We start from the raw sequence: 23,793 nt of genomic DNA, 5'->3' as shown, positions 1-23,793 counted from the left end.
TTACCACTTTGCTACCTTGCTACACCGTGCGACGCAATGACGCGTGAAACACCCAATCTTCACGCAGCCGCAACAGCACTGGGCCGAATCAAGAACACGTTTGCGGCGGCGCGGCCGATGAGCAGGGCGCAGGCGGCGGCGACGGCGCCCGGGAGATCGAGGAAGGGCACGGCGACGACAAGGATGAGTATGATGCCGGTCACTTCTATGCCTGTGCCCCAGGTGATGGGTGTGGTGGTGCGCGCATGTACAAGCAGCGCGTGTTGAAAGGCGAGCAGCACCGAGGCCGCGGGTATGAGCGTTTGAATGCGCAGCGGAATCAGGGCGAAGGCCGCGAGATCGGGCGGGAGGCCCGACACGTTTCCGAGCCACCAGGATGCGAGCGGTGTGAAGGCGATGAGCGAGAGTCCGCCCGCGGCTGAGAGGGCGAGCACTGTCGCAAAGCGGCGCAGAGCGGGCAGACCCTCATGCCTCGCGCCGATGTTTGCAATGGCGACTTCCTGGAACGAGAGACCGAAACTGCGGAACACAAAAACGAGCGCGTTGATGACGGGCAGCACCGCGAGCGATTCGAGCGCCATACGGCTTTGGCCGATAAAAAATGTGATCATCGGTTGTACACCGAGAGCGAGCAGCGACGTCAGTGCGAGGGGAATGTAGAAACGCGCGATGGCGGGATAGGTGATCGTGGAAGGATCGACCGTGTCGGGCGAGACGCGGAGGTCGCGGATGGACCGCGCCGTGATGAAACGGCTCAGCACGGCCTCAATCACCACCGCGCTGCTGAGCGCGAGTCCGCCCAGTGCTGCACCGGGCAGTTCTGTGGCTTGTGCGAGCAGCAGGGCCGCGCCGCCCATGGTGCTGATACGCACCACGGTGCCGTACGCCACATATTTTGTGAGCCGCCGGCTGATCAGTATGCCCTGATAGAAACGCCGGAAGCCGATGGCGGCGGGCCAGGGCAGCAGCGCGAGTGTCGCCATGTGTGTCAGGCGCGCGACATGTTCGGGCAGATCGATGAGGCGGATTGCCACGGTGTCGAACACCGGCGGCAGCAGGAACAGCAGCATGACCAGCGTGATGAGCCCGTTCAGCGCATAGGAAAAGTTACGCAGCCGCCTGTACGACCGTCCGTCCTTTACCAGCGCCGTCGCCGCGCTCATCATCATGATGATGGGCGCCTCCATGATCAGCGCAAAGGAAAAGGCCACTCCATACGCTGCCAGATTCTCCTTCGGATCCACCAGCCGCGCAATCACCGCCGCCAGAAACGGTCCCTCGGCCGACATCATCAGCCACGTTGTCGCCAACGGCAGCCATTGCCGGAAAATGGGGCGGGAGTTCATGGAGCGTAAAATACGTTCCGTCTGGGAACGTTCCACGTAGGGCGAGGGTGGTTGGTAGATGGTAAGTGGTAGGTGGTAGATGGTAGTTGGTAGATGGGTAGATCGATCTATTCAAGGAGTGTGAGGATACAGGAGGAAGGAGACAGGAGTCGCGTGTTTGAAAATATTATCGGACAACCCCCTCTTTTTAAGAGGGGGAAGGGGGAGTTGTGTAACCGACCCGGTTGCATTCAGCGCCACCAAAACTCCCTGCGGTCCTCACACTCCCGTGAGGACACAGGAGGAAGGAGACAGGAGACAGGCCTTGACTCGATGGCCTCCTTCCTCCTGTATTCTGTCTCCTTACGCTCGTGTGAGGATACAGGAGGAAGGAGACAGGAGACAGGCATCGAAACAATCCGTGTCTCCTGTCTCCTGTCTCCTGTCTCCTCACTGGGGCACAGTAGACCGATCTACTATCTACTAACTACCATCTACCAACTACCACACGCGCCGTTCGTACCCCGTCACCAACACGAAGCACAACGTGATACACCCCCGCAGGCAGTGCTGTTCCGTCCGGCGTTCGCATGGATACGCGGAAATGTGCAGGCCCCTGAAGCACCGGACCATCGTGAAGCACCATACATTCACGTCCCAGCGCGTCGACGAGACTGAGACGCCCCGTCGTTGTTACACGCTGCGTGAGTGTGACAGTCGCGGACGCCCCCGCGGGATTCGGAAAGACGGTGATGACGTCCGGCGTGGTTGGTTCCGCGCCCGCTTCAATGCCGGTCACCGTTGTATCGCTGATAGGACGTTGTAATAGCCAGTCCATCGATGTCCACAGCATCCCCCATTCCGACTCGGGGTCGGTCAGGTCGCTGGCGAAGGCCGTTCCGTCGCGTGTGTCGTTCTCCTCGATCTCGGGATGCGGGCCGATAAGCAACACGCGTCCGCTGCCGTATGTCAATGTGATGATGGCGGGTGACGCGGCATCGGCGTCCCACGTGGCGAGTGTGTCGATCAGTGTGCCGCTGGCGGGATGGAAGGAGGGTCCGCCGTAGTAGAGCGTTGTATACGACGACCGCCTGCCTGCGGTGATCGGATGGTCCGGCCTCATGGTGATCGATGTCATTGCCCAACCCGGCCAGGGTGTGATCACATCCAGGGCTCCGCGCGCCGTGCCCTTGAACAGGCCCAGCGTGTAGGGATACGATCCGCCCTCCCAATCCACACGGTCCGCGGCAAAAAATGCGCCCGCGCATATCCCGATATACGCGCCGCCGTTGTTTACGAAATCACGGATGTGCTGTTCCCCCCGCGCCGTGAGTTTGCGCTTATAGTCGTACGCATAGCCCCCGGGAAAATATACAACCTTGTACGTACCATCGAGCGCTGTTGTGTTGATGTCGGCCGCGCTCACCCGTTGGTGGGTAAGGCCCTTCCAATCCAGAAACTTTTCGAAGGCGGTGATGCCGTCGCTCCACGCGCCCTCGTCGTTATATACCGCCACTGTCACTTGTGCAAACACAGGAAGTGCAGGTGTGCCGCACAGGAGAACCAGGATCATCAATGTTCGTGTCATGTTGTTACCGGGTTATGCTCGTGTGAGGATACAGGAGACAGGCATCGACACAATTCGTGTCTCCTTCCTCCTGTATCCTGTCTCCTTACGCTCGTGTGAGGATACAGGAAAAAGGAGACAGGAGACAGGCATCGACACAATTCGTGTCTCCTGCCTCCTGTATCCTGTCTCCTTATGCTCGTGTGAGGATACAGGAGAATGGAGACAGGAGACAGGCATTGAAACAATCTGTGTCTCCTTCCTCCTGTATCCTGTCTCCTGACGCGGACAGAGTAGACCGATCTACTATCTACCAACTACTTACTACTCCTCTACATGTGCTTTTCCTGCCGCGAGAGCGGCAAGGATTGTCGTTGTGCAGCGAAACTCAGCGACGACACACGAGCCGCGTGCTGAGCCGCCCTGTGTCATAACACTGCAGCATATACACTCCCGAAGGAACGGTGTGAAGATCCACCATCAGGATTCCATCCGAATGCCGGTACTGTGGAACATTCATGCGCCTGCCCATCATGTCGAATAGCTCCACCGTCGGCGTGTGAGGCCGCGCGGAGGAAAAGCGGACGTACACCATGCCGTCGCTGGGATTCGGGTGGAGGGTTATTCCGTCGTCCCCGGCAGACGCGTGAGAGGGCAGCGAGGTGATGACACTCGCGAGATACCCGCGTGCGTTCAGCACCTCGTTGCCGGTGAGACTCCCTGCCGTAAAGTGTGAGGCAAACACCACCACGCCGATTCTGTCGAGTGCGTACTGTTGCGGGACGGTGTACGTGAACGTCGTCTGATACACACCGCCTGCAAGAGGCAGTGCCGGAATCACTCCCGATCTGCCCGTCGCGCCGCCCAGCAGCGCGCGCGCCACATGATTGTGTCTGTAACTGCGAAGCGGATCGCCCGCCCCGAACAGGGTGGGGTAGCTGGTCGAGTCCTTGTCATACGCGTTGCGCTGCACATTGTCGCGGCGTATGCCGCTTTCAGTCACCACACATTGCACGCGGAAGTCGCCCGTGTCGGCGGCGAAAAATTCGATACGCGGCGATACCGTGAGAAGGCGGGCAGCCGGGTCGATGGTCACGGACGCCTCGATGGATGTATGGGCAGGTCGTGCCGCCGCCGCCCCGAGCGTTGTGAGGAATTCCACACGGTCGACGGACATTTTGTGTTTCGGATTCCTGATACCGAACGGCACACGATCGAAGGTTCCGCCCGGGTACAGTGGATCGATGGGAATGCTTCCCAGCATCGTGTTCAGTTCCGGTATCTCGAGCGGATCGTTGTCGTGATACACGACGGGGACCACCCGACCCGCATATGCATGCAGCGCGTTTTCCATCTCGATCGTGCCCGCAGGACAGAGCGAGCACCATTCGCCGGTAAACTCCTCGAAGAGCACCATCCTCTCCACCGCCGCACTGCGATTGCCATCCTGCGCCTTCACTCGTGCGAGTGGCATGGTTGCCAGAAGCAGGCAGAGCCCCATTGCCGATAGTAAACGAGTCGTGTTCATGTCATCCGCCGCACAGATGTCACAAAAGTTTTTGACAACAGGCTTTAATGTGAGTAGTTTTTCGACAATAAACGAGTGTTGCTTCCGGACAGGGTTCGGCGGCTTCATTCACGCATCCAGTCGTGAGCCACACTTCGACGCATCGAAAGGTGATGGCACCTTATCAGGGTGTACAGTTCACATCGCGGAATATTTCACAGGAGCACCTGGTATGAATCTCCCGGCCCCGGTATTCAGGCAGATCGTAGCTCGAATTGTGGCGCTAGGCACTGTCGCATGTGTGTTTTTTGTTTTGCTTCACCTTCGAATCGAATCAATGAACATGGCAGCACTGCATGAAATCAGCGACGATAACGAGACTGCTTCTCTTCCGAAGGATGATATGCACTTCTACTATCGACGCCTTCTTGCAACGTATCCGCACGTGCGTGTGTCGTGCCTGTACGGAGAACTGCAACTGCACAAGTCCGGCAGTCAGGACCGTGACGATGATGTGGAATGGCAGACGCTGTTTTCGCTGCCGGGAGGACAGTGCCCGGTGCGTGACGAACGGCTGAACACTTCCGAGGGGTCTTTCGAGACTTCATATGACTACGTGAATCAAAACACACGTTCGAAACCCTTTTCACTCTCGCCCGGATTGGAGTTACATATGTTCAAGATGATCGAAATGTGGAGCGAGGATATCAACGGCCTGGTCACCGTACCGGACACACTTACCTGGGTCATGGAATTGTGGGATGAAGCCACAGATCGAAAACTTGCTACTCTTGACAGCACGGGTGTGTACCCTGCGTACAATCTACAAATCAATGGCTACCTGCAATCATTCGGTTTCAAAGGGCCCAGCGCAGAGATGGTCACGATATCGCTTGGACCATACGTGACGAAGGACGATTCCAGAGCGTACCTCACCACGCGTATAGTTTCATCTGCAAAGCGCAAGCGTGCGAATGGTTTAGGCATTTATGACGAACGGAATCTAAAGAACAACCGGTATTCGACGCAGATTCTGGAACTCCTCGCCGCACATCGACAGCCGTAGCACGGATACCCTTCCGCCCTTCCTGCCTATATTGATGAGACAAAAACCCGCCCCTTATTTAACCTCACTATGAAGGGCGAGATCGGATGACCAAGCATGCTTTCACAATTCTGCCGGGGGTATGGTCATTTGGAAATGTGGATGTCGCAACCTGCTTGGGTGACGCTTAAGGTGAACCTCATAAGGTGCGGGATGACCTGACTTGCACGCGAACCCAACATTGAATGTGAGGAGGATAAAAATACTGATTGCGGATAAGATAGCGCTGTATCCGAGCCGTGAATCAGCGCTAGGAACCCGAAATGTTGAAGCGTTCTCTGTTCAAGAAGAAGCCGTGAAGGCTGCACAGCTATTATCAATCGCGTAGCAAGCGCAGTCCATTGAGGATGACGATGAATTCACTCGCTTCATGCGCGACCACTGCGATCGGTAGGGTCGCCCCGAAGAAAGAGGCTGTGATCAACGCTGTAATCACTACCATGGAGAGCACCAGATTCTGACGAACAACACGGCGGGCTTTTTTTGCCAGCAGAAGGGACTGAGAAATCTTGGATAGATCATCAGCCAGAAGCGCAACATCCGCGGTTTCCAAAGCGACATCACTGCCGGCCGCCCCCATGGCTATGCCGACGGTCGCACTCGCTAGCGCCGGTGCGTCATTCACACCATCACCGATCATAGCTGTGGCGCCGTAGGTGCTTTGCAGGTTAGCAATCACCGCCATTTTATCCTCAGGGGACAGATTAGCATGGAACTCTCGAATTCCAGTCAAATGGGCAATAGCACTGGCAGCATCCAAATGATCTCCAGTAAGCAGAGCAGTATGCGTGATGCCGCAGCGATTGAGGTTCTTGATTGTCTCAGCGGCATTCGGTCGAACTTCGTCTCCAATGAGAATCGCTCCCAGCAGGGCAGCCCTCGTGGCAATGTAGACTACTGAATCCTCCTCATGACCAGATTGCGACACAGAACTTGATATCGCATCAATGCTCGTTTCACATGATGCAGCCACCCATTCCTTCTTTCCGATGAACACTTCCAAATCACGGTATCGCGCGAAAATCCCGTTCCCGGTGATGGACGTCGCATCTCGCACAGTCCCTGGAATGATCCCACGTAGTTGCCCTTCATTGACAATTGCCTCTGCGAGCGGATGTTTTGAAAAACGCTCGACCGAGGCAGCAATTTCTATCAAGAGATCTTCAGAGGTGCCGTCAACGGAAATGACGCGGGTGACTTTCGGTTTGCCGACTGTGAGAGTGCCGGTTTTGTCGAAAGCGAGTGCACGCACTCCCGCAAGCTGTTCGAGAACGTTCCCGCCCTTCAATAATATTCCCATCCGCGCCCCAGTACCAATCGCCGCCACCATCGTGATTGGAATCGAAATGATCAAAGCGCAGGGTGAGGCTGAAACGATAAACACCATTGCTCTTGCGGTCCATTCACTCCAGTCCCCAGTTAACAGTCCGGGAACGGCAGCGAGAAGTAACCCGGCGAGGAGAACACCCGGACTATACCAACGCCCGAATCGGCGAATCATCAGTTCTGAATTCGCCTTTTTTTCCTGAGCATCCTCGACCAGCTTGATGATTCTACTCAGGGTATTGTCGCTTGTCGTACGAGTCGCCTTGATCGAAAGCATGCCCTCGACATTGTTCGTGCCTGCAAAAACAGGATCATCGATAGTTTTTAATACAGGCCGAGACTCTCCAGTGAGTGTGGCTTCATTCACATGCGAGGTTCCATCAACTATCACACCGTCGGTCGGAATCGATTGGCCGGATCGTAGTAGAAAAACATCACCAACTGCCAATTGCTCGACAGGGATGTCAACCTCGACAGAATCCCGTAGCACGGTTGCCATGCCTGGCGCCAGGTTCATCAATGCACGAACGGCATTTCGTGTTTTATCGACCGTGTAACCCTCAAGCGCCTCCGAAATTGAGTACAGGAACACCAAAATCAATGCTTGAACATGCTGTCCCAGCAAAAATGCTCCGATGGCGGCCACCATCATAAGCAACTCTATCCCGACAATTCTCTCACGGACAAAGTCGGTGATTGCCTCGCGAAAGAAATACCAGCCACCGAGCAGCATGCCAATGCCGTAAAGAACCGTAGAGAGCAGTGATGGGGGCAGCACAATCGACTCAAGGAGGTAGGTAACACCCAAAAGCACACCTGAACCAGCCGAGACAATCACCTTGTTGTTTCGCCACACGGGAGGGTACACAGGCGCCGCTCCCTCATGCAGAATCGGAAAGCCCAGCTCTGATAGTGTTTCCTTGATCGATTCAAGTTCGGGGGCGCCAGTGCCCACGATGAACGAGACCTTGGCCGTTTGTGGATACACTAATAGTTCAGAGAGTCCGGGAAATGCAGAGAGCCTCTTCTCAATAGTACGCGCCTCATTCTCGCAGTCGAGATTGGCAACGCGCCATGTGATCCTATCGCTCAGCTTCGTTGTCATTCGCTACCTCATCCGCATGTCATTTCGCCCGCATTCCTTTTCGCGGACAGGAGTGCGTATGCGCCCTTGATGACAAGTTTCGCTTGTTGGAGATCGACCTCTTCAAGCGGAGATATCTCAATCAAACCTTCGCGGGAGGCGCCTGCACGGATTTTGATGAACCGGTATTCTGTGAACGGTTTTCCATTCTCACTTTTCTGCCGTTCGAATACCAGTACGTACGAAACGTCGTTGAAAGAGACGACGCTTTCCTTTGGTACGACGTAGGCCTGACGGTCACCGTGCTCGATTCGCGCATTCACATACATGCCGGGCAGGAGGTTTGGACATGGGGGGCGCACCGTAGCATAGGCCAAATAGGTTCGGGATGCGGTGATTGAACTGCCGACCTGATACACAGTAGCGGAGTGTTCATGCTTCTCGTTGTTAACAGTGAAATGCACAGACGACCCAGACGCGATTGTACGCGCGTCATTTTCGAACAGGGTGAGCTCAAGGATGAGCTGCTCCGAGCCGACAATCGTGAAGAGTACGTCGGTCGGCGAGACGTACTTACCGAGGTTGACGTTCACGCCCGAAACGTGGCCACTGATAGGTGAGCGAACGGGCAGTAGGGCCGTAATGTTGTCTTCATTCAGTGTTACCGGATTGATTCCGAGCACGACAAGTTTCTGCTCGAGCCCTCGCAGTTGTGCTTTCAGCGATTGGTACTCCGCCGTTGTTTGCTGTGCGCTTTTCTGCGAGTAGACGTCTTCCTTGAATAACTCCTGATGCCGCTTGAATTCGCCCTCAGCATACCCGAGGCGGTGCCTTACATCCAGATAGTTCTGCTGAAGGTCAACAAACTCGGTGTTCTCAATAATCGCAAGCACCTGACCCTTGCGCACAGACGCACCGGGCAGCAGCGATGTCGACTTGATGAAGCCGCCGAAGGGCATGCTCACAGACGCGGTGCCCTGAGGTGTCGACCGTACGGTTCCTGTGACCCGAAGAGCGTCACCAATGGTACCCTTCTCAGCGGTACCATACGAGATGCCTGCAAGTGCTATCTGATCCTGCGAAAGTTCAACGATGTTCTCAGCGAGTTCTTCATGCTCCTCTCCATCAGTAGGAACGGTATGTTCGGAGCGCCCAGAGGTGGGAGCCGAAGTCTTCATTTCTTCCAAATTGTTGTGTGCCTTGTCTGACCCGCTCCGTTCGCCGCAACCTGCCGCGACGAGAATTACGGTCATGTAGGTGATGAACGCCATCGCGGATTCCATTAATCTATTCATTTCTCTATTCCTTCAAGATATTCAAAGTTGATGATTGACATAAGATGATCAAACGACGCTCGCAAGGCACTGCGACGGATCTCGTTTACACGGGTAATGGACTGCACGTACTCGAGATAGTCCATCGCACCGGAACTGTACCCCTTCACGGCTTGCTGCTCGATCTGCCGTGCCTCGGGCAGCGCCTGCTCTTCGTAGTACATGCGGCTATTGCGGTACTTCGAGACGTCATCGCGCAAATTCCGGATTTGGACGTCAAGAGAGCGTATGCGGTACTCCGAGCGCGCGCGTGCGGCCTCGGCCCGGATGCCGGCGGCCTCCACTTTCGCGACTTGGGGGAGGAACCAAAGCGGAACAGCGACGCCTATTCGCACGCCCGTGAAGCGCTGGCCGGAGGGATAGAGGCGTCCACTGTTCGGATCCGCCACTCCGTTCATCGTCTGTGTGGTCAGCCCAAGACTGATGTCGGGAAGCACGCGGTGCAGCTCTACTGTGGCCTCCTTCTCCGCTATCTCTCTATCTAAAATAGGGAGTAGGCGATGGGGACTACCGGTCGCTCCGTCCTTGATGGAAGAAACTTCCGTGGCTGCGGGCAGCGTGGTATCGAGGGGCCGGACTGCTTGCTCGACGTTAAGAAGTACTTGCAGAGTGCGTCCCGCAGTTGCTTGGTCGATCTCTATTTCGCGAAGTTGGTTCCGCACTTCCATTTGATGCGATCGTGCCGTCATCGCCTCGAGCTTTGTCGTTTCACCGACCTTCGCGCGAAGTTCAGCTGCATGCAGGAAGCCGCTGTAGAGGCTGTCCTGAGATGACAGCAGTTGGCGCATCGCGCTCTGATACACGATTTGCCAGTACAGCCGCTTGACCTGTGTTGCGATTTCAAGCCGTGTGCCCGATCGCAGCACACCTGCGCGATCAGCAACCGCCCCCGCCAGGCGGCGCTGCGAAAGATACAGTGTTGGGAAGGAGAAGGTCTGTGCGAGGGTCAAGGCGTTGTCGTTCATTGGCGAGTTTAGTTGCCCATACTCGAAGTCGATGCTGGTCTTGCCCACATCCCACGCTGCACCGCGTGCGGCGTCCGCCGCCTCATACTCCCTCTCCGCGGCGGTCACTTCGAGGTTGGTGCGGATCGCATGCGAGATAGCTTGGTCCAGCGTGAGTCCGGTCGGAATCGCCTCTTGCGCCTGGGTGGGAGCAGCCGAGCACAGGAAGAGTGCAATAGCGGCGGTCACGGCGGTACGTTGCCCCCGAAGGCGGAACCATCCACGCCGGAACCACCCTCCACGCGTCACGAGTACATACAGAACAGGAAGCACAACCAGTGTCAGAAACGTCGAAGTCAGGATACCGCCTATGACCACGGTGGCAAGAGGGCGCTGTACCTCCGCACCCGCTGACGTCGAGATAGCCATCGGAAGGAAGCCGAGCGATGCTACAGCGGCGGTCATGACAACAGGGCGCAAGCGTGTTTTCAGGCCACTCCGCACGCGTTCCTCGATATCTGTCACGCCGTCGCGCTCGAGCGCGTTGAATTCGGAGATGAGCACGATACCGTTGAGCACTGCGACGCCGAACAACGCGATGAATCCCACTCCCGCCGAGATCGAGAAGTGCATCGAGCGTACGAGGAGCGCTAACACACCGCCGATCGCTGCCAGCGGTACTGCCGAGAAGATGAGCAACGTCTGCTTCATCGAATGGAACGTGAAGTACAAAAGCAGCACGATCAGGAGCAGGGCTACGGGAACTGTCATGGCCAGCCGGTTTCGCGCAGCGGTCAGATTTTCGAACTCCCCGCCATAGGCGAGGTAATACCCGGCAGGAAGACGCAGCTTCGCACCGAGTACACGTTGTACATCTTCTACCACGGACTGGATGTCACGACCGCGGACATTGAAACCCACGGTCAGCCGGCGGGCCGCTTTCTCACGTGACACTTGCGCCGGTCCTGACTGAATGCCAATGCGCGCTACCTGCTCAAGTGGAATCTGCGTTCCATCGTGAAGTGTCAATGGCAACGAGGCGATGTCGTCGATATCGGTGCGGAAGTGAGGATCCAACCGGACAACCATATCGAAGCGCCGACCCTCCTCGAAGACGACACCAGTCTCCGTGCCGGCGAAACCTGCCCTCAGCACCCGGTTTGCCTCTTCGATCGGAATCCCGAACTGAGCGAGTCGTGCACGATCGTACTCGACCACGATCTGTGCAAGCCCTGTCACACGTTCGATGTTTCGATCCTCCACGCCGGGAATGCCGCCGATGAGCTCGTTGATTGCTTCCGCACGCTCAGCCAGTGTGTCGAGATTGTCACCAAACAGCTTCACCGCGACATCCTGCCGCGACCCCGTCATCAGCTCATTGAAACGAAGCTGGATCGGTTGCTGGAATTCGAACTTCACACCCGGAATCACCGCGAGCTTCTCCTCCATTAATTCGACGAGTTCCTCGCGCGATTTCGCACTCGACCATTCACTCTTGTCCTTCAGCGTGATGATATAGTCGCCTGTCTCCATCGGTGTGGGATCGGTCGGGATCTCGCCCGGTCCGATCTTGCATATTAAGTGCTTCACCTCGGGGAAGTTCTTCCGCAGGATCTCATTGGCGGTGCGCACCACCTCAACCGTATGCGAGGGCGAGCTTCCCTGCAGAGTGATCACCAGTGCGGCGAGGTCGCCCTCCTCGAGTTCAGGAATGAACTCCCCGCCCAAGCGTCCGAATAACAGCGCGCCGACGAGCAGCAGTGCTAAAGCACAACCAACCACGATACGCTTTCTCCGGAGGGCAAACCCTATCACGGGCTCAAACGCCCAATGGAGCGCATCCATTATTTTATCGGAAACATTCTGCCGCCCTGAGTGACGCACGCGAAGGATGACAGCCGAGATCATTGGGACCCATGTCAGCGACAACAGGAAGGCTCCGAGAATCGCGAAACCAACTACCTGGGCCATGGGACGAAACATTTTACCCTCGATCCCAACGAGAGCAAGAATCGGGAGATACACAATAACGATGATGATTTCTCCAAACGCGGCAGCTTTGCGGATTCGACTTGATGCAGCGAACACCTCTTGATCGATGCGCTCCTGCCCTTGTGTGAAGATGTCAGGATGCTTTACGAATCGGTGTACAATGCTCTCGACGATGATCACGGCCCCGTCGACGATGAGGCCGAAATCGATCGCACCGAGACTCATCAGATTGCCAGTCACGCCGAATAGACGCATCATGATAATCGCAAACAGCATCGACAGCGGTATCACCGATGCGACGATCAGACCAGCCCTAAGGTTGCCGAGCAGCAGCACAAGCACCAGGATCACGATCAGCGCGCCCTCTATGAGGTTGCGCGATACTGTGTTGATAGCTCGTCCGACAAGGTCCGAACGGTCGAGAAATGGTGTAATGCGCACTTCTGCGGGCAACGATTTCTGGATAGCCTCCAACCGCTCTTTGACATTAGCGATCACGAGATTGGCGTTCTCTCCCTTGAGCATCATCACCACACCGCCGACTGTTTCCGAGGTATCGGAGACGAGCGCCCCGTATCTCGTCGCGTGCCCGTACCGGACCGAGGCGACATCTCGGATTAACACAGGTAGATTGTTCACTCGAGCGATGGGAACATTTTCGATGTCTTCAAGCGTGCGCACGAGGCCAACACCGCGGATGAAATAGGCCGACGGTTTGCGATCGATGTAGGCGCTGCCGGTATTCTGATTGTTCTTCTCGAGAGCATCGAAGATATCGGTCATTGAGATGCCCAGTGCCCGGAGCCTTTCAGGGTTCACTGCAATCTCGTACTGTTTGACGAAGCCGCCATAGCTGTTGACATCGGCGACACCTTTTGTGCCCAGCAACTGGCGACGAACGATCCAGTCCTGCATCGTGCGCAGATCCTCGAGCGTGTACTTACCGCGTTGCGTCGGATCTATCTCGAGGGTGTACTGAAAAATCTCGCCAAGTCCGGTGGAGACCGGAGCGAGTTCGATTTCCGCGAGTCCGTCGGGGATTTGTGCTTCGGCTTCACGCAGCCGCTCGCCGATCTGCTGGCGTGCCCAGTAGATGTCTGCTCCCTCCTCGAAAACAACCGTCACCACCGAGACTCCAAGTCGCGAGATTGAACGCAGTTCAATCACGCGAGGGATATTTGTGACGGAAAATTCGATAGGTGCCGTGATGAAATTTTCCACCTCTTGTACTGCGAGCGAGGGAGCGCGTGAGATGATCTGGACCTGATTGTTGGTGATGTCTGGAACAGCGTCGATCGGAAGTCCGAGCATCGCGTAAATGCCACCCGTCAAGAGGGCAAGAGTGAACAGGCTCACCATGAGCTTGTTGCGTATTGAAAAACGAATGATACCTTCGATCATATGGAGGATCCTCCTGGTGCCATGCATGTGTTCCAGGCACGGCCTGTGAATGGAGACGGTTGCCGAATCAGCGCAGCGGCGAATTCGTACGGAAAGCGTCGAGCAGACGCTGGAACCGTACGGCACTGCTTCAGTGCAGCAGAACGTCCTAAACGGCGGGGGATTGCGCGTTCAGGCGCGGTCTCAGATCAGAACCGGAGGATGAAAGATATCCGGGAGGGTGCCTGGGCAGGCGTTGGGAGGAGCGGAGATTTGGACTTGTGTAGCGATAGCCATCCCGAGCAATGCGAGGTATTCACCTGTCACAATAGGGACGTGACATGGACATGTGCATATGTCCGTGTGACGCTCACGAATATGCTCGGAGTGTGATTCACCTGTACTCCCTGTCGCTTGTTTGTACGTGGTTTCCGTCCTTTGCTGTCCGGATAGACCGTACATCATCTCGCTGCACGGGATGGTCATCGAGATTGAGAAAGAAACCAGTATGACAAGACGGATTACCTTTGAATACATAAATTAATCTATAACGAATCCGCTTTTAATGCAAGTCATGAAGTCTGGACAGTCTGGACGGGAGTGTTCAGCAGACTGCCGGATTACTGGGAGAACACCGAAGAGGCCTACGGCATAGCCTCGTTGATTCGAATATCCAGAAAGACGTGACAATCGCGTGGCATGCCGAGACGGACCGATTATGATGGTCTGGCTTTCTCGAGAAGAATTGTGGTTAATAAACATAAAATGGTACCATAATATGCTTCCATATTGGCGGGATATCGATAATACACCTGAATTTTAGCGAATTGTACCAGATAGTATATCTGGAATGGATATATTTTGGTTTCTGTCACTCACTGGGAACGAACGACTGAAGGAGCTCGGGTCTTTCAAGCTTGATTTATACTTTCATCGCTTCACGCTTGATCATCTCTGTGTTGGTGTGCATGTAGGTTTCAGTCACAGCGGAACTGGTGTGCCCGGCGATGTCATGGGCCTGGTAAATCGAGAGTTTCTGTACGCGGCCCTGTGGATCACCATTGACCCACAAGGAAATGATGCTGTGACGCAACGAATGGAAGTGACGTTTATCCGCCGCTCCAAACACCTTCGTCACGTAATATTTGAACCTGTGGCTGATGTAATCCTTGGTGTAGACAGAAGGTGTTCCATCTGGTATCCGAGATCCTCGTGCGAAGACATGCGGGTCCATCACATCTGCTCCGAGACGTTTCACTTTGGACGAGTAACCTCGATACCGCCGAAGGAGAATTCTGAGAATCTCACCATCAGGGAGCGGAATGTCTCTCACGGATGCCTGCGTTTTGGGTGCCCACGTTCCGTTTGGTTCTGCACGGACGAAGATCCACCGTTGTTCCGGATCTTCGCTGAGTCGGACGTTTTCCCAGCGGAGATGAGTGATCTAGGAAATCCTCATCCCGGTGGCAAAGGTCATCACCGTCATGTCGCCTACGTCCTACAACAGGTTCTGAAGGTATTTGAAGCACACGCCCTCGGTGCTTGGCTGGTCGAGAGCCTCATCCATCGTGTTCACGATCTTCCCGAATTCGTCGATGGAGAAGACGGCGTACTCGTTCTTCTTCTGTGCCTTTTCGGACTGGGTTCTCTTTGTCTTCTTGGTGCGGTAGTAAAGAGGATTCTGCTCGATGACTCCGTGCTCCACCATAGGATTGAGGATGATGGAAACGTCGCGCGTGCAATTCCGTTTTGTAGTGATCGCTACATCGAGTGATTCGAGAAACAGATCGAAGAAACGCTGAAGAGCCTTTTCGTTGTATCTGGTCCAGGACTTGCTTTCAGAGTAGGTAGCGGTCTCCACGAATCTGAGGAATCTGTCTATCGTTTTCCGGAAGTTGCTCAGTGTGCTTTCCCGGTGTGTCTTGAGTGTGGGTGTCTGCAGTGCTCCTGTCTCCAGTGCGGAGAGCGTCAACGCCCATGCTTCCTTGCGCGATCTGACCTTAGAGTTTGTTTGGTCTTTGACTTGTTCTTGCGTTACTTTATCTTTTAGGTTCTCCCCGGTTTGATGCGCCTTCTGAAGAGGTGGGGGCAGATGAGGAGAGAAGCCGTGCATGAACTCGACTGCCTCGTCGAGATCGCTTGTGTCACAACTTATCTGTGTTCTCTTGAAATCCGCTGTCGTCTATCGCAATGTCCACACTCCGCCCCGCAAGTACAGGGACTTGGTGCGTTGTTTCTTGTCGCAATACCCGCTTTGCTTAACACTCAGTTTTTTGTTCTTGCCGTTTGCTTTGGGTTATACTGCCATGAGTATGCCTCAGTTATCGGGTAGCCTTCGGTACTGGATAGCTTCTCATGCACAAGAGACCGAAATTGCTGGTAGGATGCAAGACGTTTATTCTGGTGACACTGCTACCAGAATAACTGGCTCCATCTGGCACCAAATTGGTACCATTTTGGATGCAAATCGGGCAATTTTGGTACCAATAGATACAAACAAGGCCCAATATTCCGGTTCTGTAATTCGTTACAAATAAAAATGTTAAATTAAGAGCGAATGTGGCGAAATTGGCATACGCGCCAGACTTAGGATCTGGTGGGGCAACCCGTGGGGGTTCGAGTCCCCCCATTCGCACAAGACACCTACGAGCAAGACAAGGAGTATTCTTTTGGACGTACTGATTCAGTCGACGAACGACGTCGAACACGCAATGGAAATTGTGGTGCCGGCCGAGGATCTCGTCCCGCACTTTGAAAAAGCGTATCGCGAAGAGGGGAAGAAGCTCACCATTCCCGGATTCCGCCCGGGCCGTGTGCCGCTCGCCATCGTGAAAAAACGGTTCGGCGACATGATCGAGTATCAGGCCATCGAAAAGCTGTCGAACGAATTCTTCCAGCAGGCGCTCGAGGAGCGCAACCTGCGCCCGATCGGCGCACCGGTGCTCGAGAATATCGACTTCGAACCGGGCAAACCGCTGACGATCAAAATCCGTTACGAAACCGCGCCGGAAATCGTTGTGACGGGCTACAAGGATCTTCAGCTCGAGCGCTTCGTCCACGAAGTGGCAGACGATGAGGTGGAGGACGAAATCACCGCGCTGCGCAAGGCGCGCCGCACTCTAGTTGAAGCCGAGAAGGCCGACGAGGAGGGATATCTCGTGACCTGCGACGTCACCATCCTTGACGCCGAGGGTGCACCTCTGCCGGATCGCAACTATCCCGATCTGAAAATCGATCTCGGCGAGGATGGTGTGAATCGCGACCTCAAAGCCGAACTGCTGAACATGTCGGCAGGGGAGGAAAAGGAGGCGGATCTCACCTTCGATTCCACCGACGGCGAAAAATCGGAACGCGCGCGCATCAACGTCAAAAAAATCGAACGCATCATCCTGCCCGAACTCGACGACGCCTTCGCGTCGCTCGTCACGGGCGGACGCATCACCACCTTCGACGCGCTGCGCGCAGATGTGCGCACGTATCTCGAGAAGAGCTGGAAGGAGCGCTACGAGGGCATGCTGCGCGACGATCTCGTCAAACAGCTCGTCAACAACAATCCCTTCAATGTGCCGCGTTCGGTGGTCAATGAACTGCTCGACGGTTTTGTGAAGGAAGTCGAAGGCCGCTATCCGGATAAAAAGCTGCCGGCGAGTTTTAAGGTGGACGAATTCCGCAGCGCCCGCGAGGACGAGGCGCGCTTCCTCGCCAAGTGGATATTCATCCGCGACGCGATCATCGAGGCCGAAGGCCTGACAGTGGGCGAGGAGGACATCGAGAAAAAGGCCGACGAGGATTCCGTACGCCTCGGCATCGCGAAGGAACACCTGCTCTCGTTCTACCGCCAACCCGAACGCTCGGCCACGCTGTTGTACGAAAAGGTGATGGACTATCTTCTCGCCGCATCCGTTATCAAGGATGTAGACGATGAAGACGTGCGCGGCACCGCACTCGACGGTCTGCACATGCATGACCACGACCACGATCATCACGACCACGATCATCACGACCACGATCATCACGATCACGATCATCACGATCACGATCATCACGACCACGATCATCACGATCACGACCACGATCATCACGATCATTCGCATCACGACCATGATCACGACCACGATCATGAGGATGATGAACACAAAGACACAAAGGGTTAAACATGTCGCAGAACATACACGACTTCACCAGCGTCCTGAAAGACGTGGCCGGCACCAGCGAGGCGGCGTCGATCATGAATCAGCTCGTGCCCATCGTCGTCGAGACCACGGGCCGCGGCGAACGCAGTTGGGACATCTTCTCGCGCCTTCTGCGTGAGCGCATCGTCTTCATCGGCACGCCGATCGACGACTACGTTGCGAGTCTCGTTGTTGCGCAGCTCCTGCATCTCGAATCCGAGGATCCGACCAAGGACATCTCGCTGTACATCAACAGTCCGGGCGGCAGCGTCACAGCCGGACTCGCGATCTACGATACCATGCAGTACATCCGCGCCGACGTGTCGACGATCTGCATCGGCCTTGCCGCGAGCATGGGTGCCATTCTTCTGGCGGGCGGCGCCGCGGGCAAACGCATCGCGCTTCCGCACGCGCGTATCATGATTCATCAGCCGGCGGGCGGGACGCAGGGTCCTGTCACCGACATCGAGATCTACACGCAGGAAATCATCCGTGTGAAAAAGACGCTGTACGCCATCCTCGCGGAGCATTCCGGTAAAACCGTGGAGCAGATCGAGATCGACTCCGACCGCGACAAGTACATGAGTCCCGAGGAAGCCCGCGAATACGGGCTGATCGACACGATGCTCGTGAAGAAGGTCAAGCCGGTCGAGCCGGCCTAATTACGCGCGGGGCGCCGCGCGCTCCGCTCAACTTCCACCCATCAAGGGGTCGCCATGAAAAAGTTCGCCGCAATTGCCGCAGCCGCTCTGTTGCCGGTCCTGATACTGTCGGGCTGTCTGAATTACGAGCAGAAAGCCACGCTGAATGCCGACGGATCCGGAGAGATGGAAATCCATTACTGGACCAAGGAAGACAACGTCCAGTGGATGGGGAACGACAATTTTTCCTTCCAGGAATCCGAGATCAAGAATCGCTACACCAACAGCGGCGTCGAGGTTGAGAAGGTGACCGTCGATCTGGACGTCAAGGATTCGACCCGGCACGTTCGTCTCGAGGTGTCGTTCAAGGACATCAACAAGCTGTCCGAGACTGCGGCATTTAAGAACGCCACGTTCTCGTTCAAGCCCGAGGGCGACAAGCTGGTGTTCAAACAGACGATCAAGGGAAGCAACAACGCCAATGGCATGGGCATGGAGGAATTCAAATTCGTCTATTCCTACACGATGCCGGGCGAGGTTGTGGCGAGCAATGCCACAAAGGTCGATGGCAGCACGCTCACGTGGCAGTACTCGCTGCCCGAGCTGTCGAAGGATGTGATGCTGACCGCCACGGTGAGCACAGGCTCAGGCTTCGACATCACCTGGGTCCTGACCATCGCCGGCCTGGTGCTCTTCCTCGGTGTGATTGTGGCGCTGCTGATACGACGCAAGAAACCGGCGCCGACCGTTTAATCGGTCCCGGCTTCCAGCGGCATTTTCAACACGGCCTCCGAATCGATCGGGGGCCGTGTTCCATTTTGTACGAGTCGTATCCATTTGACGAGGGCGTGTTCGTACCAGTCCTCGAGTCCGGGATAATACACCGACGACGCCGCGAGGAAGTCGAGCAGGTCCAGCGGTTCGGGATTCAGCGTCTGCAGACGGCATGCGGCCTCGCCGAGCACGAGTCCGTCGCGGCGAAGCAGGAGCGCGTCACCGTCGGACGCCGTGCAGCGCGCGGTATCGATAAGCGCTGTCAGCTCGCGCAATGTGAGCGGATCGGCGGACGTGTTGCGCGCGAGTGTGTAGTCGCCGCCTTCCTCGTCCACCGCGCGGTATCGGATCTCCGTATCCGTTTTTTGGGCGCGTATGCTGCACACGCCGCCCTCCGGAGTGCGCGTGCGCGTGATGCGCGCGATCTCCGTTTCCTCCGGCAGCAGATCCGGCAAGTATTCGCCGCTCACGAAGGCCGCGTCCATCGCGCGCACCATGACGAGTACCGCGGGTGGCAGCGACGGTTGCCGCAGCATTTCGGGCATGTCGTTGGGTATGCCGCTGGCGGCCTCCTCGATGAGGAGGTTCTGCCGCAGTGTTCCCTTTACTGCGGCGATGCGCGTGAGATTTTCATCCCAATATGTTGCGGGCCTGAATCCCGGTGCGAATGTGGGCATGGGGTGTAGTGTACAGAAGCCGCGGCAATGGTGCAAGGTGTTTGCCGCAGTTCTTTCTCCTGACTCCTTCCTCCTGTATCCTCACACGAGCGTGAGGATACAGGATACAGGATACAGGAGACACGGGTTGGAATCGTGCATGTCTCCTGACTCCTTCCTCCTGTGTCCTCACACGAGCGTGAGGATACAGGATACAGGAGACACGAGTTGAAATGGTGCATGTCTCCTGACTCCTTCCTCCTGTATCCTCACACGGCCTTCGTAGATCGAACTACCCAACTACCAACTACTAACTACTAACTACCATCTACCCATCCCAGCCCACGCTGGTGCCGGCGCCACAACAACCCGCGTTTCACCTGAGAAGGGATCGATATACTCCAGTCTCCACGAATGGAGGAGATACCCGGGATCCCCCGGATTAACAGGCGCGGGATCGGGTGCGGCCGCGGGACCGCGGTAGAAACGGTCTCCGACAAGCGGATGATCGATCGATGCGAGATGTATGCGGATCTGATGCGTGCGTCCGGTCGGAATTGTAACACGGAGCAGGGAGGTGGAGGCGGACTCGTCCCGCGCGAGCACCTCGCATACACTCACGGCGTGTTTGCCCGATGGCGTCACATCGTGAATGCTTCCAAGCCGCGCATGTTCGACGCGTCCGATAGGTGTGGTGATGGTGAAGGAGTCCCGCTGCGGCAGTCCCTGCACGAGGGCCAGGTACGTTTTCGCTATGCGGCCTCCGCGCATCATCGCGTGAAAGGCCGTGGCCGCGCGCGTGGTGCGTGTGCAGAGAATGGCGCCCGTTGTGCCGCGCCCCAGGCGGTGCGCGGGGATCACTGCGTCGCCGTACAGACGCCGCGCCCGCAGTACCAGGGTGTTCTCGAGATACAGACCACCGGGCAGCACGGGCAAACGGTCGGGCTTGTCGAAGACCAGTACGTCGTCATCACTGTATAGAACGGGCAGTTCGTCCGGCACCTCCGGTTCGATCCAGGGCGCACGATGATATTCCAGCAGCATGCCCGCGCGCAATGGATCAGTGGCGCGTATCGTCTGTCCGTTGCAGGTGATGAAACCGCCTGTGAAGCGAAGTATCCACTGCTCCTCGTCGAGGTGTCCGTGATGCGTCATGTAATACTGCAGCGCAGGTTTCCCTTGCCATGCGCGCGAAATGCGATCGCGGTATGTGTATCCTCCGTTGAACATGCCTCCATAAGATAGCACGCGGAGACGAATTGCTCCCGGGCGATGCGGAGGGGCTCCGTCGTCGTCCCATAATTCGGAAGTGCTGCGGCTGCACTCCGACGGTAGACCGTAGAAGGGTAGGTCGATCTACGAAGGCCGTGTGAGGAGACAGGAGTCAGGAGCCAGGTATTGAATCAGTACGTGTCTCCTGACTCCTTCCTCCTGTCTCCACCCGCTCGTGTTAGGAGAAAGGAGATACGAATCGATTCCAACATCTTGCTTCTCTTGCTTGCCCGCCGTACTATTGCCCCAACCTGAGCCGGTAGTTTGTTCTTCCCCGCGGAAATCTGAGAAGCGCCCTCCTCCCGTTGGATTCTTTATCATTTGCAGACTCCTCTGCACTCCGGCCTCCCCCGCGTACCTAGAGCATTGACGAATCTTGGCCCTCGTTCGAGATAACGGACGCCTGTGTGGTCATCGACGCATGGTACATCTGTGTGTGATCGGTATCGAACTGTTCCTGCCTGCAGCGCCCATGCTGGCGGCGGAGATGCCGCGCATCACGCGTACCGCGGACACGTTGATGTATGTCATCATCGCTCTGTTGTTGATGCTTGGTGCACTCGCCGTGTTCTACGCACACAGACGCGCGACCCGGAATGCGTTACGAACTTTACAGGACGAACTGCAGCGGTCCGAGACCACCTTCTCGGCTGTGTTTCACGGTAGCCCCATTGCATTGGCGATAAGCCGCCTCTCCGATGGCGCCTTCCTGGAAGTGAACGACGTCTTTCTCCGCCTGATCGAGTATCCGCGCGAGGACGTCCTGGGCCATTCAAGTGTGCAGCTACACGTGGCAACGGCGGAACAACGGAAGGAGCGGATACAATCGGTGCTCGAACACGGATCTGCCCGTGAGATCGAATTCACCATACGCGCGCGTTCCGGCGCGATAAAATCTGTTCTCGGCTCCATTGTGATAGTCGATCTCTTCGGAGAAAGGTGTACGATTTCATCCATGATCGACATCACTGCCCGGAAGACGGCCGAACGTGAAGCACAATATTTCGACCGTCAACGACAACTCGCGCTCGACGCCGCTCAGATGGGATGGTGGCATTACAATCCCATCACGAACAGGTCAACATGGGATACACGATACGCGGAGATATTCGGCGTCACCGGGAGCGAACGCGACAATGATCTGATTCTGAAATTGCTCCATCCGGATGATCTTCCGCAGGTGCTGAAGGCCGTTCAAGCGGCACTCGATCCTCAGCACCCGGCGCCCTACATGATCGTGTACCGTGTGCTCCCGGAAACGGGTGGCCTTCGATGGGTCGAGGCACATGGGGTGGCCGAATTCGACGGTACAGGTGATACTCGCCACGCCGTCAGTTTCGTGGGAACGGTTCGTGATATTACCGACCGTGTGAATACGGAAGAGGCGCTCCTCACCGAATCCACCCGTCACGCGGAGGAACTCGAACGGCGTGTTGCAGAGCGGACCGCGCAGCTTGAGATCGCAAACAAGGAACTGGAATCCTTTGCCTATTCGGTGTCGCACGATTTGCGCGCACCACTGCGAACAATCGACGGTTTCACCCGCATGTTGCTCGAGGACCATGCGCCGAAGCTCGATGCCGAAGGCCGCCGCATCTGCACGGTAATCGCCGATGGCGCTGTGAAACTCGGTGTACTGATAGACGATCTGCTCGCTTTCTCACGTCTCGGCCGGACCGAGATGAAAAACTCTCGCATCGACATGCTGGCGGAGGTGCGTCAGGTGTTTCGTGAATTGATGTCCGGCAACGAACACGCACACGTCGATCTGCAGCTCGGTACTCTGTTGCCGGCACGAGGTGACGAAACGATGATTCGACTCGTGTGGACCAATCTCCTCTCGAATGCATTAAAGTTCACGTCGAATACTCACTCCCCGCGCATAGAAATCACCGGCACCGCGCATGATGGTTTTGTGGAATACACGGTGCGCGACAACGGCGCGGGCTTTGACGCACGGTACTCCGACAAACTGTTCGGTGTTTTCCAGCGTCTGCACTCCGTCAAAGAGTATCCGGGAACCGGCGTTGGTCTCGCAATTGTGAAACGAATTGTCGAGAGACACGGAGGCAGCGTGCGCGCACAGAGTACGCTGGGAGCTGGCGCGGCCTTCACATTTTCTCTACCAACAGGAGAACATCCATGACCATCCCTGACATTGTCGATATTCTTCTCGTGGAGGATAATCCGGGTGATGCCGAGCTGATCGTAAGAGCCATTCGACGACAGAACATTCTCAATCCCCTGCACGTGGTCGAAGACGGGGCGGAAGCACTCGATTTTATATTCTGCCGCGGCAGCTACGCTCAGCGTACCATGACCATGCAGCCAAAGATGATCATGCTTGATCTCAAGCTTCCTAAAATCAACGGATTGGAAGTGCTCGAGGCCATCAAACGTGAAGAGGCGACACGGCACATCCCCGTGGTTGTTGTTACCTCGTCGAGTGAGGATCCCGATATCAAAACTGCCTATGCGCTCGGAGTGAATAGTTATGTGGTGAAACCTGTCGAGTCCACTGCCTTTATTGAAGCGATGGCCCAGATCGGACTGTACTGGCTGCTTGTGAACGCACCGCCACGATAGGGCGGTGGGGATGTGGATGGTCGAAGGTGGAAAGTGGAAAGTTGGAAGGTTGAGAGTGGAAAGTGGCAAGGTTGAAAGTTGTGAAAGGTAGGGAGGGGAGGGGGTGTAACAATTCGAGGGATACGGCT

At 56.2% G+C, this 23,793-nt stretch carries 16 protein-coding genes and 1 tRNA gene; 7 read left to right on the top strand and 10 right to left on the bottom strand.

Going from position 1 to position 23,793, the window contains the following annotated elements:
- Nucleotides 1–59 precede the first annotated feature (59 nt).
- From HY962_15625 to HY962_15615, 3 genes are all read right to left on the bottom strand, one after another.
- Nucleotides 60–1,346 (bottom strand): hypothetical protein, encoded by a 1,287-nt coding sequence (locus tag HY962_15625; GenBank protein MBI5648360.1) that lies wholly within the window; start codon nucleotides 1,344–1,346, stop codon nucleotides 60–62.
- A gap of 466 nt (nucleotides 1,347–1,812) precedes the next feature.
- Nucleotides 1,813–2,913, bottom strand: coding sequence for a hypothetical protein (locus tag HY962_15620; GenBank protein ID MBI5648359.1), 1,101 nt, complete (start codon nucleotides 2,911–2,913; stop codon nucleotides 1,813–1,815).
- A gap of 367 nt (nucleotides 2,914–3,280) precedes the next feature.
- Nucleotides 3,281–4,420 (bottom strand): Omp28-related outer membrane protein, encoded by a 1,140-nt coding sequence (locus HY962_15615; protein MBI5648358.1) that lies wholly within the window; start codon nucleotides 4,418–4,420, stop codon nucleotides 3,281–3,283.
- Between HY962_15615 and HY962_15610 the strand changes: the two genes are divergently transcribed.
- Nucleotides 4,419–5,465 (top strand): hypothetical protein, encoded by a 1,047-nt coding sequence (locus tag HY962_15610; protein ID MBI5648357.1) that lies wholly within the window; start codon nucleotides 4,419–4,421, stop codon nucleotides 5,463–5,465. The genes HY962_15615 and HY962_15610 overlap by 2 nt on opposite strands.
- Before the next feature lie 355 nt (nucleotides 5,466–5,820).
- Here the strand turns inward: HY962_15610 and HY962_15605 are convergent, their stop codons facing one another.
- The 5 genes from HY962_15605 to HY962_15585 form a co-directional block, all read right to left on the bottom strand.
- Nucleotides 5,821–7,935: a cation-translocating P-type ATPase gene (locus HY962_15605; protein MBI5648356.1), complete on the bottom strand. Its 2,115-nt coding sequence runs from the start codon at nucleotides 7,933–7,935 to the stop codon at nucleotides 5,821–5,823.
- 8 nt (nucleotides 7,936–7,943) lie between these two features.
- Nucleotides 7,944–9,185 (bottom strand): efflux RND transporter periplasmic adaptor subunit, encoded by a 1,242-nt coding sequence (locus tag HY962_15600; GenBank protein MBI5648355.1) that lies wholly within the window; start codon nucleotides 9,183–9,185, stop codon nucleotides 7,944–7,946.
- Between the two features lie 20 nt (nucleotides 9,186–9,205).
- The gene (locus HY962_15595; GenBank protein ID MBI5648354.1) at nucleotides 9,206–13,585 is read right to left on the bottom strand and encodes a CusA/CzcA family heavy metal efflux RND transporter; all 4,380 of its coding nucleotides are present in this window, start codon (nucleotides 13,583–13,585) and stop codon (nucleotides 9,206–9,208) included.
- A gap of 901 nt (nucleotides 13,586–14,486) precedes the next feature.
- Complete coding sequence (locus tag HY962_15590; protein ID MBI5648353.1) at nucleotides 14,487–14,822, bottom strand: site-specific integrase; 336 nt, start codon at nucleotides 14,820–14,822, stop codon at nucleotides 14,487–14,489.
- 240 nt (nucleotides 14,823–15,062) lie between these two features.
- Nucleotides 15,063–15,677: a hypothetical protein gene (locus tag HY962_15585; GenBank protein MBI5648352.1), complete on the bottom strand. Its 615-nt coding sequence runs from the start codon at nucleotides 15,675–15,677 to the stop codon at nucleotides 15,063–15,065.
- Nucleotides 15,678–16,117: 440 nt separating this feature from the next.
- Between HY962_15585 and HY962_15580 the strand changes: the two genes are divergently transcribed.
- The 4 genes from HY962_15580 (at nucleotide 16,118) to HY962_15565 (ending at nucleotide 19,130) form a co-directional block, all read left to right on the top strand.
- Nucleotides 16,118–16,199 (top strand) — tRNA-Leu (locus HY962_15580).
- 34 nt (nucleotides 16,200–16,233) lie between these two features.
- Nucleotides 16,234–17,718 (top strand): trigger factor, encoded by a 1,485-nt coding sequence (gene tig, locus HY962_15575; protein MBI5648351.1) that lies wholly within the window; start codon nucleotides 16,234–16,236, stop codon nucleotides 17,716–17,718.
- A 74-nt stretch (nucleotides 17,719–17,792) separates the two neighbouring features.
- Nucleotides 17,793–18,398: an ATP-dependent Clp endopeptidase proteolytic subunit ClpP gene (gene clpP, locus HY962_15570; GenBank protein MBI5648350.1), complete on the top strand. Its 606-nt coding sequence runs from the start codon at nucleotides 17,793–17,795 to the stop codon at nucleotides 18,396–18,398.
- A gap of 54 nt (nucleotides 18,399–18,452) precedes the next feature.
- Nucleotides 18,453–19,130, top strand: coding sequence for a hypothetical protein (locus tag HY962_15565; GenBank protein ID MBI5648349.1), 678 nt, complete (start codon nucleotides 18,453–18,455; stop codon nucleotides 19,128–19,130).
- On the opposite strand, the gene HY962_15560 is transcribed toward HY962_15565, so the two are convergent.
- Together HY962_15560 and HY962_15555 are read right to left on the bottom strand one after the other, a co-directional pair.
- Nucleotides 19,127–19,828 (bottom strand): hypothetical protein, encoded by a 702-nt coding sequence (locus HY962_15560; GenBank protein ID MBI5648348.1) that lies wholly within the window; start codon nucleotides 19,826–19,828, stop codon nucleotides 19,127–19,129. The two genes, HY962_15565 and HY962_15560, sit on opposite strands and share 4 nt — an antisense overlap.
- A 300-nt stretch (nucleotides 19,829–20,128) precedes the next feature.
- A complete protein-coding gene (locus HY962_15555; protein MBI5648347.1) occupies nucleotides 20,129–20,962 on the bottom strand; it encodes an RluA family pseudouridine synthase in 834 nt (277 codons plus the stop codon).
- 538 nt (nucleotides 20,963–21,500) lie between these two features.
- Here HY962_15555 and HY962_15550 point away from each other — a divergent pair.
- Both HY962_15550 and HY962_15545 read left to right on the top strand, forming a co-directional pair.
- On the top strand, nucleotides 21,501–23,225 hold the full coding sequence (locus HY962_15550) for a PAS domain S-box protein (GenBank protein MBI5648346.1): 1,725 nt from the start codon (nucleotides 21,501–21,503) through the stop codon (nucleotides 23,223–23,225).
- Entirely contained in the window at nucleotides 23,222–23,665 is a 444-nt protein-coding gene (locus HY962_15545; GenBank protein ID MBI5648345.1) for a response regulator, read from the top strand. The genes HY962_15550 and HY962_15545 overlap by 4 nt, the downstream gene beginning before the upstream one ends.
- Nucleotides 23,666–23,793: the final 128 nt, after the last annotated feature.

This window comes from Ignavibacteriota bacterium (genome assembly GCA_016218045.1).
Lineage (GTDB): Bacteria > Bacteroidota > Ignavibacteria > SZUA-365 > SZUA-365 > JACRFB01.
This window is presented reverse-complemented; position numbering and strand designations above follow the sequence as displayed.